This window comes from Cyclobacterium xiamenense (genome assembly GCF_042140265.1).
GTDB lineage: Bacteria > Bacteroidota > Bacteroidia > Cytophagales > Cyclobacteriaceae > Cyclobacterium > Cyclobacterium xiamenense_A.
Genome location: NZ_CP159481.1, coordinates 5143660 through 5156799 on the forward strand (window position 1 = coordinate 5143660; position 13140 = coordinate 5156799).

The following is a 13140-nucleotide window of genomic DNA, read 5'->3' on the forward strand; positions in this document are numbered from 1 at the left end:
TGATTACCGCATGTATTGATTGCCAAAAGCCAAAACGACGGATGCTTGCAAGAAGAACCTTTATGACCGCAAACGCTTCCTTTGGCCTTCGCCCATGAATTCCATTCAAAACGTTTCAAAAAACCCAACTCAGCATGATCGTCCATCAAGTGTTTTTCTGGTTACACCGTCCCGATAAAGACCTGCAAGCCGTACGGGAAGGATGTGTCGCTATCGCGACTACCGAAAGCGTCAACCGCTATTCCATCGGAAAGCCTGCCGGTACGGCCCACCGGGAAGTCGTGGATCATAGTTTCCACCTCTCCCTAACCGTGTTTTTCGATTCTTTGGAGGCACATGACCGCTATCAAACCGACCCTGTACATTTGAAATTCGTGGAAGACCACAAGGACAAGTGGTCAAACGTGAAAGTATACGACTTTGAAATATAGGCAGTGCCGCGTTCCATTATTGGGAGCGGGGCAGCCACCCTCAGGAAGTTACCCTTTCAATGACCAGGTTGTGGTTGGTATAAATGCAAATATCAGCCGCAATGCTCAGGCTCTCTCGTACCATTTCCTCCGCGCTCAACTGTGCTGCGTATTTCTTTAATGCCCTCGCGGCAGCCTGTGCGTACATGCTTCCGGATCCAATGGTGGCAATGCCCAAGTCCGGCTCTATGACATCACCGGTTCCGGAAAGAATGAGGATATCCGTGGCGTCGGCCACAATCATCATTGCTTCCAGCTTGCTTAGCATACGGTCCGTGCGCCACTCTTTGGCCAACTCCACAGCAGCCCGTTTCATATTGTTGCTGTAGGCCCCCAACTTCTCTTCAAATTTTTCCAAAAGCGTGAACGCATCCGCTGTGGAACCTGCAAAACCGGTAACGATCTTGCCTCCTTGTAATTTCCGAATTTTGTTCACGCTACTTTTGGCGATGGTATTTCCCAATGTGGCCTGCCCATCCGCTCCAATGGCCACCTGTCCTTCGTGTCGGATGGCTACCACCGTGGTAGACTTTAATCGTTCCATATCTTTGGTTTTCTACGCTGTATACCCCTTCTATTTAAAAACAAAAAGCCCTATTACTAGGACTTTTTGGAGATTTTTTTATACCATTCCTCAAATAAGTAACCTGACTGGATCTTCCAGCAAATTCTTGATCGTCTGTAGAAAGGCAGAGCCAATGGCTCCGTCCACTACCCGGTGATCGCAGGAAAGGGTTACTTTCATTAAATTACCCGCCACGATCGCTCCATCCTTGACAATAGGTGTTTGCCGAATACCCCCGATCGCTAAGATGCATGCGTCTGGCGGATTGATAATGGCCGTGAATTCATCGATGCCAAACATCCCCAAATTAGAAACTGTAAAGGTATTTCCTTCCCAATCTTTGGGCTGGAGTTCTTTGTTCTTGGCTTTACCAGCCAGCGTTTTGGCTTCCTGAGAAATTTGAGAAAGGGATTTACTGTCAGCAAATCGAATAACCGGCACCAGCAAGCCTTCTTCTACGGCTACAGCCATGCCGATATGAACGTGATCGTTGTAGCGAATTTTATCCCCAAGCCAGGCGGAATTCACCTTGGGATGTTGTTTGAGTGAAGCGGCTACCGCCTTGATAACCATATCGTTAAAGGAAATCTTGACCGGAGCGACTTCGTTCATACTCTTCCTGGCCTCAATGGCTTTATCCATGTTGATTTCCATGGTGAGGTAAAAATGAGGCGCTGTAAACTTGCTCTCAGCAAGTCGCTTGGCGATCACTTTTCTCATCTGAGACACCTTTTCTTCCCGGAAAGACTCCTGCCCAATGCCAGCCGGGGCACTGCCGGACTCCGGTACAGCAGCAGCTTTCGACGGGGTGTAATTTTCGACGTCTTTTTTTATAATTCTTCCGCCATCACCCGATCCTTTCAGCAAGCTGATATCAATGCCTTTTTCACGAGCCATTTTCTTCGCGAGCGGAGAAGCCTTGATCCTGCCGTTGGATCCGGAATCGGACTTTCCAGCGGCTGGTCTCTCCTCGGACTCCGGGAGGACAGCGGTCGATTCTTCGGCTTTTTCCTCCTTCGGCGCCTCGTTTTCCTGGGAAGATTCCGAGGAAGACTCCTGCGCATGGGCTTTCAACAACGTTTCGAAATCGGCACCTTTTTCACCGATTATCGCAATGACCCCGTTTACTTCCACTGAATCCCCTTCGTCCACCCCGATGTATAACAAGGTCCCGTCGTCGTAGGATTCCAGTTCCATGGTCGCCTTATCGGTTTCAACTTCTGCTAATACATCCCCGGATTTTACCTCGTCACCGACTTTTTTCAGCCAACTCGCAATGGTGCCCTCCTGCATGGTATCGCTCATCTTGGGCATGGTGATCACCGTAGCATTGATGGAGGATGTGTCAATTTTTTCGCTCGGTGAATCTTTTTTGGTTTCAGCCGCTTTTGCCTCTGCCTTCGGTGCATCCTCCTTTTCCTCTTCCTTGGACGCTTCTCCGGTTCCGTCGGACTGAATTTCCTTCAGCAGTTCGTCTATATTTTCGCCTTTCTCGCCCAATACAGCAATGACCCCATTCACCGGAACCGCATCTTTTTCGGCCACCCCGATATGAAGCAGTACGCCTTCGTCGTAGGATTCCAGTTCCATCGTCGCTTTATCTGTCTCCACCTCTGCCAGAATATCACCGGGTTTAACCTCGTCTCCTACCTTTTTTAACCATTGCGCGATCACCCCTTCTTCCATGGTGTCGCTCATTTTGGGCATTCGTATTATTTCGGCCATAAGTTATATTATTCGAATTCTTGTTTTCAGCAATCCAAAAATAGTTCTTAAAAGATGTTTATTCAAATTTAATAATAGTATTTTCACGTAAAGAAATCTTTACGGAATGCCCTATACGCTGAATGTCAGTCCCAAAAGAGTCTCCATACAATCCGAACCGTTTTTTATTTAATGGCCACCTCCAAACCATCTTTCCAGCACTTTTTAGAAAAAACATCCCCTTAGCGTTTGAAAGAGAACGCATTACCACTACAGATGGGGACTTTCTGGATTTGGATTGGCTTAGACGGGGAAGTCCCGAATTGATCATTATCAGTCACGGACTGGAGGGCAATAGCCGCCGCCCCTACATGAGCGGGATGGCCGATGCTTTTTTCTCGATGGGTTACGACGTACTTAACTGGAATTTCAGGGGATGCAGCGGGGACATGAATCGAAAGCCATATTTCTATCATTCCGGAGCCACTTCAGACTTGGAGCAAGTGGTAGTCCATGCCCAGCCTGGCTATCGATCGATTTCGCTGATCGGTTTTAGCCTGGGTGGCAATCTGACTCTAAAATACCTGGGAGAAGCCCATTGGCCCGGTCACCAAAAAATAAAAAAAGCAGTCGCCCTATCGGTGCCCCTTGATTTGGCCGGCTCAAGTGACCGAATCGATCAGCCTGCCAACAAATTGTACGCTTTTCGCTTCCTGCGTTCCCTAAAGCAAAAAATTCGTCAAAAAGCGTTGCACTTCCCGGAAATTGCCAGTGAAATCCGCCTCGATAAAATTCAAACGCTCCGTGCTTTTGACGACGCTTTTACCGCACCTTTGCACGGATTTGAGCATGCGGCAGACTACTACAAAAAGTGTTCGTCCCTGCAGTTTTTGTCCGGTATTCGCCATCCTGCCCTTGTACTAAACGCCCGAAATGACCCTTTTTTGAGTGCGAAGTGTTATCCAGACAAGGGAACAGAAACCCGAGGCCAGGTGCGCATGGAATTTCCTTCCCATGGCGGCCATGTGGGGTTCAGTCCGCGAACAATTCGTGAACGGTATTGGTCCGAAATCAAGGCACTTGAATTTATTCAATCTGAAAATTATCTTTAACTCCAGGTTATTCGCTCGAGCAAAAAAAAACCTTTATGTGTGGTAGATACTCTTTAACCAAATCAAAAACAGCGCTTGAAAACAGATTCGCTTCGGAAATGCTGGAAGATTTTGTCCCCAGGTACAACATTGCCCCCTCTCAGGTAGTCCCGGTAATCACTGGCGACAGTCCCCAGGGATTTTCCCATTTTTATTGGGGAGTCACCCCCGCATTTTCAAAGAATAAGCCGGTTGCAAACAAGCTTATCAACGCCCGGTCGGAAACCATTGCGGAGAAACTAAGCTTTAAATCATCTTTCAGAAAAAACCGTTGCCTGGTCCCTGCCGACGGCTTTTACGAATGGAAGAAAATTGGAAAGAAAACCAAGGTGCCCTATCGATTCGTCCTCCACGGAGAAGAATTATTTGCCTTTGCCGGAATTTGGGAACAGTTCGAAACTGAAAACGGGGATACCGCGCATACCTTTTTAATTTTAACCACCACGCCGAATTCGCTCACCGCAGAGGTTCACGACCGGATGCCGGTCATACTTCCTCCGGATCTGGAAGCAAAATGGCTGGACCCGCACACGCCCGAAAATGTCCTGCTCGACATGCTCCGGCCCTACCCCGAAAAAGAAATGATGACCTATACGGTCTCCCCCATGGTCAATCAGGTTGCCAACGACAATCCTTACGTCATTCGAAAGACGCTGCCCATGGACCAATTTGGAAACTACACCCTATTTGGATAATGTATACCATACAAAGCCTGGACCTCCATTTTCAGAAGGAGGCCCACACCATTGCCAGTTTTTTGGTATCGGATCATGAGCACCGCCTGCTGGTAGAAACCGGACCGGAAAGTACCTGGCTCCAACTGGTGGAGCAACTCCAGTCCCACGATCTCCGTCCCGGAGATATCGATGCAGTGCTCCTTACCCATATTCACTTCGACCATGCCGGTGCGGCATGGAAGTTCGCCGAGGCAGGTGCCCGCATCTATGTGCACCCATTAGGGCTTCCTCATCTGGAAAACCCGGAAAAGCTCTGGCAATCAGCCGCCCGAATCTACGGTAAAGATAACATGCTACAGCTTTGGGGTACCATGAAACCCATAGACCCGGAGCAACTCGTTCCAACCAGGGACATGGAGGCGATATTTTTTGGAAACATGACTTTCGTCCCTGTACACACGCCCGGCCATGCCATCCATCACGTGGCCTGGAAACTGGACCATAACGTGTTTACAGGAGACGTGGCCGGGGTGGCAATCCAGGGTGGCCCGGTGGTTCCTCCCTGCCCTCCGCCCGATATTCATCTGGAACATTGGAAAGCCTCCATCGCCAAAATACGGGCACTTGCGCCCGAGACTTTGTATTTAACCCATTACGGTTCGGTTACGGCGATTGGCAAACACTTTCAGGCGCTGGAGAAAACAATGGAGGACTGGGCCGCATGGATGAAAATCGAATTCGACGCCGGCACGGCGCCCGAAGTGATTACCGAAAAATTTATGGCTTACACGGAACAACAACTGGCAAACCAGGGGGTCGATAGGTCCCTTAGAGAACGTTACGAGCTTGCCAACCCGAGCTGGATGTCGGTAAGTGGCCTGCTCCGGTATTGGAAATTAAAAGAATCAGGGAAAATATAATATATTAATTATTTTCTTCATTTTGTACTATTAATGATCAATTATATTGTTTTTACATATTAAATACCCATTTAGTTTTCTTTTTAGCGTAAAACTTCGTAACCATCCGAAATATTTGTTGTTGCTTATATATTTTTTTCTAACTAGATTATACCAAATATAATTTTAAAAAATAATTACCCTATAAACTTTATGGTATATATATGGTAAATAGATGGACTAGAAAGGAACTAAAAATAGAATCGGTAGATCCCCATGTGCTCAATTTTTTCTACAGGACTATTTCCAGAGAAGAAACCATGACGTTTATCAGAAAAAAAAATTGGCCAGTATTCTTTAAAATTATTTTTATTGTTTTAAATTTGTAAAAATGTATTTTAAATACATAAAAAATACGTATATAAATTAAACGGCTAAAACGGGGCTTAATACCGTACAGCAAACAATATTTAATTATTTCTAGCTATTGCTAAAATATTTAAATATGCTTTTTGAACAGCGACAGGCGTTCCAATAAACAGCAAATCATTACCAATTGGAACGGGTTCAGAGTCAATCACATCCATGTGATTGACGGGGCGAAGTTGTGTATTTGGAAGAGCACGCAAAAGCAGTTTTTAACCATTATTCTTTTACTTACAGCCATGGAAATCAAGGATTTGTTTACCCAGGAAATTGATGAAAGGAATTCAAGTTCCGTTCCTATCGGGTTTTATTTTCAGAAATACCTGAGGCTTTGGTACTTCTTTTTACTGGGTGTTATCGCCTTTAGCGGTGCTGCACTGACTTATATCTACTACACGCCGGATCAATACGAAATTACCGCTACGCTGATGATCAACTCGGGAGAGGAAGCGAAACGAGGGTTTTCTACCAATGCGGTACTGGACGATCTGGACGGTTATCAAACAACCAATATCATAGAGAATGAAGTAGAGGTATTGACCTCCGTCTCCCTGATCCGGAAGGTTCTGGAAAACATGAACCTCTACAATACCTTTTTTGAGGAGAATGGATTCAGAAGGTATCGGGAACTTTTTGGAGAGGAGATTCCGGTGACGATCGCTTACACCAGGCTCACCGAACGTCCAAAAATAGCACCAGGACTAATCCGCCTGGAACTACTTGACGAGACCTCCTTTCGTTTGGAAACGGAGGAGGGGCATAGCAGCCAACACCAGTTTGGTGACAATTTATCCAATTTTTACGGTGATTTCTCCATCCAGCTGAAAGAGAATCGGGTAGGCGCTTTTCCAAAAACGCTATTTTTCTCCTTCAATGACATGCGTGAACTGGCCTTCGCCTACAGCGAAGACATCGAGGCCGAACCTACCAATAAACTATCTACCATCGTTTCGCTATCCTTGCTGACTTCCGTTCCGGAAAAAGGAGAGCAACTATTGGCAAGATTGGTAGAGACCTATAACAGTGAGGCGCTGAAAAACGTCAATTCTACAGCAGCCAATACCTTGACATTCATCGACGAACAAATGGCCAAACTTACGGCTGAGCTGGCGGAGATAGAACAGGCCGTAGAAACGTATAAAAACGAAAATGCCATCTCTGACTTGAGCGCCGAATCGCAGTTGTATTTGGAAAACTCGAGCAACGCCAAGCAAAAACTTTCCGAATACGAAATCAGCATCGAGGTTCTAAATAATCTGGAAGAAAACCTTAGCGATCCAAATAACCCCTCAAAAATGGTGCAGGGATCGCTCTTAATCGACGATGCGACCCTATCGGATTTGGTGAAAAAATACAACGAACTGCAGCGGGACCGGCAGCGACTCCTGAATGGCACCACGGCAGACAATCCGTTGGTGAAAAACCTCGACGAACAATTGTACGGTCTGAAGTCCGACCTGTTGGAAAATATTCAGAGCAATAAAAGGAGTATTCAGGTCGCTAAAAAAAGTTTGGAAGAAAACTCCATGAGAATCGAAGATCGGGCAAACCGGGTTCCACAAATAGAGCGGGAGCTTTTGGCCATTACCCGCCAACAGGCTACCAAACAGGAAAATTATCAATACCTGATGCGAAAGCGGGAAGAATCCGTTCTCTCCCTGGCCGCTACTTCGGTATCCAACGCACGGATAATTGATCCGCCCATGGCGGGTATTTATCCCGCCAAGCCGTTAAAAAAATTGATCATGGCATTCGCCCTGCTCCTGGGCATGGGTGTCCCATTCGGACTCATCTATCTCAACAATTATTTCTTTGGGAAAATCGGTCAGAAAAACGAAGTAGAGGCAATCAGTCGGGTACCTATCATGGGAGAAATCTCGCACGGAAAAAAGAAAAATCTGTACCTGAATAAATTAAGTCGACGATCGGTAATCGGTGAACAAGTAAACATGATCTGGACCAATATGAAATTTGCGTCCATGAGAAAATCAAATCAAGTGATTCTAACTACCTCCAGCATCGGCGGAGAAGGGAAAACATTTTTCAGCATCAACCTGGCCCGGACCATTGGGTTATCCGGTAAAAAAGTCGTTATACTGGAATTTGACCTTCGAAAGCCCTCTGTGTTTCAGCAACTGGGGATACAACCCGATAAGCCCGGTATCAGCGAATACCTATCCGACGAGCGTTATACCGCTCGAGACATTCTCACACTCTCCGACGATAACGCCAACATTTTTCTGGTAAGTGCGGGGAAACTACCTGAAAATCCCGTTCAACTGATGAATAGCCCTCGGTTAGAAGAGCTATTTGCGGAATTACGGAGCAGTTTTGACCATATCCTGGTGGATAGTGCCCCTATAGGGCTGGTGGCAGACGCGTACGCATTGTCCCCGTATGCAGACCTATTGGCCTATGTAGTTCGGTACTACTATACCAAACCCAACCACCTGAAGCTTATCAATGATATTGCCGATCAGGGCAAGTTCAAGAATCCCGTTTTGATACTAAACGACGCCAAATCTGAACATAGCTATGGATATGGGTACGGAGACTACTATACCAGGAAAACAGCTAAAATCTAAGAAAATCATTTTTACCATTTTTTTTTACGACAAATGAAACACGCGGTATTGTTTCTAGCCTATAAAAACTTACATCATTTGGCCGATTACATGGACCTTCTGGATGATGACTTTTTGTTCTTTGTACACATTGATAAGAAAAGTGTGGTAACCGAAGCGCAGCTGAGAGCGCTCTCTGAACGAAAAAACGTCCGACTGATCAGCCGTAAATACACCGTCAATTGGGGAGGGCTCAATTTACTAAAGGCCATTATCTACCTGGCGAAGGAGGCATTGAAAGATCCCCAAGTCGGCTATATCCATACCATGAGCGGTCAGGACCTTCCCATAAAAAGAAGCCAGGAAATAAAGGAGTTTTTCGTACGCAACAACGGAAAACAGTTCATCGAACATTTCCCCCTACCTACCGCTCGTTGGGCAGAAGGAGGGCTGAATCGGCTGAACTACTTTAACCTGTACGACACCTTTGACCGAAAAACCCGTATGGGTGCTTTCTTCATTCATACGGCGTTAAATATTCAACGTTTTTTTGGCATCAGACGAAAACCCTTTGTTTCTTTTCCGAAACTATACGGTGGGTCAACCTGGTGGTCCCTGACCAGGGATTGCGTCCGATTCGTACTCGACACCATCGAAAAGAACCCGGTAATTCTCAAACGTCTCCGATATACCAAATGTGCCGAGGAAATACTCTTTCAAACCGTTTTGATGAATTCGCCCTACAAAACGGCAATCGTCGGAAGCACCCTTACCCTGGTGATTTGGGAGTACCGAAATGGAAACAGCCCTGCTACCTTGGACAAATCAGACCTTCCCAGGCTATTGGAATCGCCCCAATTATTTGCAAGGAGATTTGATTACCCGACCTCCAGCGATTTGGTGAAGCTGGTCAGAGCAAAATTAACTCAAAGGAACGCGTCCAACCCCATCGAATCGTGATCAAAAAAATTTTTCAAAATAAAGTTTTTCAGAACTTTTCGTACCTCACAATGGGCAGTATACTGTCACAATTGGTGAGTTTATTGACGGTGCTGAAAATAACCAAAATCCTGCACCCGGACGACTACGGACTGTACACCTTTATGATTGCCCAGGGAACCTTACTTCTTACCATCGGTGATTTGGGTATCCGAAACATCGTCATCCGATCAATAGCCCGGGATCCTCATCGATCCAAAGACTTGATCTACAATGGCGCAATTCTTCGAACCCTGGCGCTGCTGGTACTCGGTGGATGTTATTTGATATACAACTATTTCCTGGGTACTCTCCAGGCCGAAGAACTACTCTTTGTCTTTCTATTCGCGCTCATTTCCTGTTTTGGTAAGCTGTTTGAAACCGCGTTTCTTGGCCATCAGAAAATGTTACCTCCTTCGGTCATCAACCTCAGCTTCAGCATTCTTTGGTTTTTATGGATTTTTCTATTACCGGCGGCGACCATGAGCGTCACTTTTCTATTCTACTCATTTCTGGGATTGAATCTCCTGAAAAACCTGGTGTTCCATGTTGTGCTGCACAAGCAAGGCCTGATTCTAGGAAAAATGAAAGGTTTTTTTTCCTCCTCCTATTCCCTACTCAAAGAAAGCTGGCCGTACCTTGCACTCGTATTGGTCATGCTGCCGTACACAAAATTCACCAACAACTTTCTGGATATCAATTCTACCCGGGAGGAAATTGGCTATTTCAATCTGTCCGAAAGGCTTACCGGCCCGATTTCATTTGTCCTTGATTTTGGTTTGGTTGCGATATTCCCTAACCTATCGGCACTTTGGGTTTCCAACAAAGCCAAATTTAAAACCTACGTGAGCGTCGGTTTTAAATATTACATGCTGTTGGGCATGCTCTTGTGCTTTCTCTTTACCCTTTTTGCCAGGGAACTTTTGGGATTGGTCTTCCCGGAAAGCTACCTCCCGGCTATATTGGTCTGCCAGCTGCAAGTATGGTACTTATTCCTCACTTCGGTAGACAGTTTGATCGGGACCATTTTTGGCGCGACAAACAACGAAAAAAAGATTCTTCGGTTGGGCATTGTGAATTCTCTGTTCTCCACTCCTATCCTTTACTTTAGCAGTCAATACGGAGCATTGGGACTGGCTTCCGGTATGGTTTTTTCCTTCGCCTTTTTTCAGATTTACCTCTGGCACGTGTTTGGAAAAACCCTTCATTTTGCCATTGAAGACCGTGGGTTAATGTGGTTTTCCGCAGCAGTACTTTTTGTAGTTTCCTATTATGTAGCGAGCGATCTGCATGTGGGCTACAAGCTACTAATGGCTTCGGGAGCCATACTTCTCACCAGTATGTATTTTTTCAAAAACTACACAGTAGCTAAATCCACATGAAAGCCCATCTTCACCTCCTCGCCCTCGTCCTCCTGGTAGCCATCAGTTTGAATTTTTTCGATGCAAAATTCATACCGGCCAAAATCGTCAACTACCTGGAATTTGCTGCCGTAATGGGATCAGTTTTACTGGCTGTACCCTACATGTTTGACAGAACAGGCGGTTTCGTACTTCCGGTACAACTGATTTCCCTGTCCATTATTTTTTCGATGGTAATGGCCTATATTTCATGGGGTCAGGGGATTAGAGACAGCTTATTGGAAACCTCTCAGTACCTGTTATGGCCCTTGTTTTTCCTACTGCTTCACCTAAAGATTCCCATTCGAAGCCTGGAAAAGATAGTACTGGCTTATGGTCTCCTGTATGTGCTGCTTTATTTCTACCAATACGCCAATGCCCACACGGTGCTTTTTGGCAAACCCATTTCAGGAGACGAGTTTACCGAGCAACGCGGCACCATCCGAATCGTCTTCCCCGGGGCGGGGATCTTTCTATTAGCAATTTTTATCTCATTAACTAAAATTACGCAGGCTGTAAAATACCGGTGGTTTTACCTGGGATTTGCCCTGCTGGGATTAATTATCCCCATCATGCAAGTCACCAGACAATTCATTGCCGGCGTATTTTTGATTTATTTTTACCATTTCTTTAAGCGTCAGTCTTTTGTTAAAAAAGCTTTGATTCTGGGCACATTTGCCGGAGGCATCCTGGTGTTGGTCAATTCGGACCTCCCCATGGTACAGGGCGTAATAGACGTACAGCAGCGAGATGCCAAGCTAGGAAAAGACTACATCCGTGTTCAGGCGGGGGAATACTTTCTTACGGACTTTTCTCCAAATGTCCTCAGCCAGGTATTTGGCAACGGTGCGCCGAATTGGGGCATTTCACGGTATGGAAAATTTATGGAACGGCTGAGCCACACACAGGAGTATTTTCTCTCCGATGTGGGGATTATCGCCGTTTACGCCATGTTCGGAATTTTTGCCATCGTGGGCTTTGGCCTGATGTGGTACAAGAGCTTTACCCTAGCCCTTCCGGAAAAATTTGTTTATGCCAAGTATTACTTGTGGTACTTATTGTTTACCAGTTTTACCTGGTATTCGGTCTACCATTATCATTACCTGATCGCCACGATCTTTGCGCTCTACATCTATCACCGCGCTAGCATGGAAGAAAAGAAACGGCTCATGATCAGAAACTTGATCCGAAATTCGGCAGCAGCCGCCGGCATACCTCGGAATATATCTCAGGCAAAGAAAGATACGGTTATTAACGAATGAAGACACCTGCGTTATCTGTAGTCATGCCCGTGTACAACGGCGAAAAGCACCTGCGAGAGGCCGTAGACAGTGTGCTTCAACAGCACTTTGCCGATTTTGAATTGATTATTATCGATGATGGATCTACCGATGGTTCTGCCACAATCATTCAGCAGTTTTCCGATCACCGCATACGGGTACTTCGCAATGACCGCAACAGAGGGATTTCTTTTACCCGCAACAGGGGCTTGGAAGAAGCCCGGGGAGAATTTCTCGCCTGGATGGACTGTGACGACCTGATCTCTCCCGATAGGTTTGAAAAACAGTTGGCTTTCTTTGATCGGCACCCAGAGGTTGTTATTTGTGGAAGCTGGTTGACCCGCTTTGACGAGAAAAAATCGGAGGTATCAAAATCTCCCACCGATCATGCCTCCATCAAAGCACTTTTGCTGTTTAAACCTGCCATTTGGAATGCCACTGCCATGTACCGATTGGCTCGAATCAAAAAAGCGGGATTGTCCTTTGACTGCCAACTTGCCGTAGCCGAAGACTACGATTTCTATTGGGAAGCATGCCGTAAATTCCCTGTTGCCAATATTCCGGAATCTTTGTACTTCTATCGGGACTCGGACTCCAGTATCATGAAAAGCTTTTCCGGCGCGGAGGAAAAAAGTTTTGCGATCCATAAAATTATTTACACGAAATCGCTGCAAGAACTAGGCATTGCTCCCACCGAAGCACAGCTCAGGGTGCACCGAAGAATTGGGTCCACCCAACTTTTCCCTACCTATTCTTCCTATAAAGAAGCGGTCGATTGGCTTATTTTCCTGCAGAAACGAAACGAAATCGAAAAGATTTACGAGCCGGAAGCCTTTTCCGAGATTCTGGGAATCATCTTCTTTTTTGTCAGCAAAAAATCATCCCAGGTAGGGCTGCCGGTCTTTATCAATTACCTGAGAGAGATCAATAGGTTTTCTCCGGCAGACCTGTACCAATGCGGCAAATTACTCATCCGGTGTCTGATAAAATACCGGCGTTTTTAATCCATCCGAAAAACAGCAAACA

11 protein-coding genes are annotated in these 13140 nt (G+C 46.0%); 9 read left to right on the forward strand and 2 right to left on the reverse strand.

Annotated elements, in window-relative coordinates:
• The first annotated feature begins 134 nt into the window (after positions 1-134).
• On the forward strand, positions 135-431 hold the full coding sequence (locus ABWH99_RS20965; RefSeq protein ID WP_375583739.1) for a Dabb family protein: 297 nt from the start codon (positions 135-137) through the stop codon (positions 429-431).
• A 40-nt stretch (positions 432-471) separates the two neighbouring features.
• Here the strand turns inward: ABWH99_RS20965 and hslV are convergent, their stop codons facing one another.
• Both hslV and ABWH99_RS20975 read right to left on the reverse strand, forming a co-directional pair.
• Positions 472-1014, reverse strand: a complete 543-nt coding sequence (hslV, locus tag ABWH99_RS20970; RefSeq protein WP_375583740.1) for an ATP-dependent protease subunit HslV — start codon at positions 1012-1014, stop codon at positions 472-474.
• Positions 1015-1104: 90 nt separating this feature from the next.
• A complete protein-coding gene (locus ABWH99_RS20975; protein ID WP_375583741.1) occupies positions 1105-2760 on the reverse strand; it encodes a pyruvate dehydrogenase complex dihydrolipoamide acetyltransferase in 1656 nt (551 codons plus the stop codon).
• Between the two features lie 122 nt (positions 2761-2882).
• On the opposite strand from ABWH99_RS20975, the gene ABWH99_RS20980 reads away from it, so the two are divergent.
• The 8 genes from ABWH99_RS20980 (at position 2883) to ABWH99_RS21015 (ending at position 13118) form a co-directional block, all read left to right on the forward strand.
• Positions 2883-3851, forward strand: a complete 969-nt coding sequence (locus ABWH99_RS20980; protein WP_375583742.1) for a YheT family hydrolase — start codon at positions 2883-2885, stop codon at positions 3849-3851.
• 35 nt (positions 3852-3886) lie between these two features.
• Positions 3887-4585: an SOS response-associated peptidase gene (locus ABWH99_RS20985; RefSeq protein WP_375583743.1), complete on the forward strand. Its 699-nt coding sequence runs from the start codon at positions 3887-3889 to the stop codon at positions 4583-4585.
• Entirely contained in the window at positions 4585-5487 is a 903-nt protein-coding gene (locus ABWH99_RS20990; RefSeq protein ID WP_375583744.1) for an MBL fold metallo-hydrolase, read from the forward strand. The genes ABWH99_RS20985 and ABWH99_RS20990 overlap by 1 nt, the downstream gene beginning before the upstream one ends.
• Positions 5488-5978: 491 nt before the next feature.
• A complete protein-coding gene (locus ABWH99_RS20995; protein WP_375583745.1) occupies positions 5979-8477 on the forward strand; it encodes a GumC family protein in 2499 nt (832 codons plus the stop codon).
• A gap of 33 nt (positions 8478-8510) precedes the next feature.
• Complete coding sequence (locus ABWH99_RS21000) at positions 8511-9416, forward strand: beta-1,6-N-acetylglucosaminyltransferase (RefSeq protein ID WP_375583746.1); 906 nt, start codon at positions 8511-8513, stop codon at positions 9414-9416.
• Positions 9413-10816: an oligosaccharide flippase family protein gene (locus tag ABWH99_RS21005; protein WP_375583747.1), complete on the forward strand. Its 1404-nt coding sequence runs from the start codon at positions 9413-9415 to the stop codon at positions 10814-10816. The genes ABWH99_RS21000 and ABWH99_RS21005 overlap by 4 nt, the downstream gene beginning before the upstream one ends.
• A complete protein-coding gene (locus ABWH99_RS21010; protein WP_375583748.1) occupies positions 10813-12096 on the forward strand; it encodes a hypothetical protein in 1284 nt (427 codons plus the stop codon). The genes ABWH99_RS21005 and ABWH99_RS21010 overlap by 4 nt, the downstream gene beginning before the upstream one ends.
• Entirely contained in the window at positions 12093-13118 is a 1026-nt protein-coding gene (locus ABWH99_RS21015) for a glycosyltransferase family 2 protein (RefSeq protein ID WP_375583749.1), read from the forward strand. Before ABWH99_RS21010 ends, ABWH99_RS21015 begins: the two co-directional genes overlap by 4 nt.
• Positions 13119-13140: the final 22 nt, after the last annotated feature.

Excerpts from the sequence above, each read along its gene's own strand:
- ABWH99_RS20965 (WP_375583739.1), top strand. The coding sequence starts at position 135 with ATGATCGTCCATCAAGTGTTTTTCTGGTTACACCGTCCCGATAAAGAC.
- hslV (WP_375583740.1), bottom strand. The coding sequence starts at position 1,014 with ATGGAACGATTAAAGTCTACCACGGTGGTAGCCATCCGACACGAAGGA.
- ABWH99_RS20975 (WP_375583741.1), bottom strand. The coding sequence starts at position 2,760 with ATGGCCGAAATAATACGAATGCCCAAAATGAGCGACACCATGGAAGAA.
- ABWH99_RS20980 (WP_375583742.1), top strand. The coding sequence starts at position 2,883 with ATGTCAGTCCCAAAAGAGTCTCCATACAATCCGAACCGTTTTTTATTT.
- ABWH99_RS20985 (WP_375583743.1), top strand. The coding sequence starts at position 3,887 with ATGTGTGGTAGATACTCTTTAACCAAATCAAAAACAGCGCTTGAAAAC.
- ABWH99_RS20990 (WP_375583744.1), top strand. The coding sequence starts at position 4,585 with ATGTATACCATACAAAGCCTGGACCTCCATTTTCAGAAGGAGGCCCAC.
- ABWH99_RS21000 (WP_375583746.1), top strand. The coding sequence starts at position 8,511 with ATGAAACACGCGGTATTGTTTCTAGCCTATAAAAACTTACATCATTTG.
- ABWH99_RS21010 (WP_375583748.1), top strand. The coding sequence starts at position 10,813 with ATGAAAGCCCATCTTCACCTCCTCGCCCTCGTCCTCCTGGTAGCCATC.
- ABWH99_RS21015 (WP_375583749.1), top strand. The coding sequence starts at position 12,093 with ATGAAGACACCTGCGTTATCTGTAGTCATGCCCGTGTACAACGGCGAA.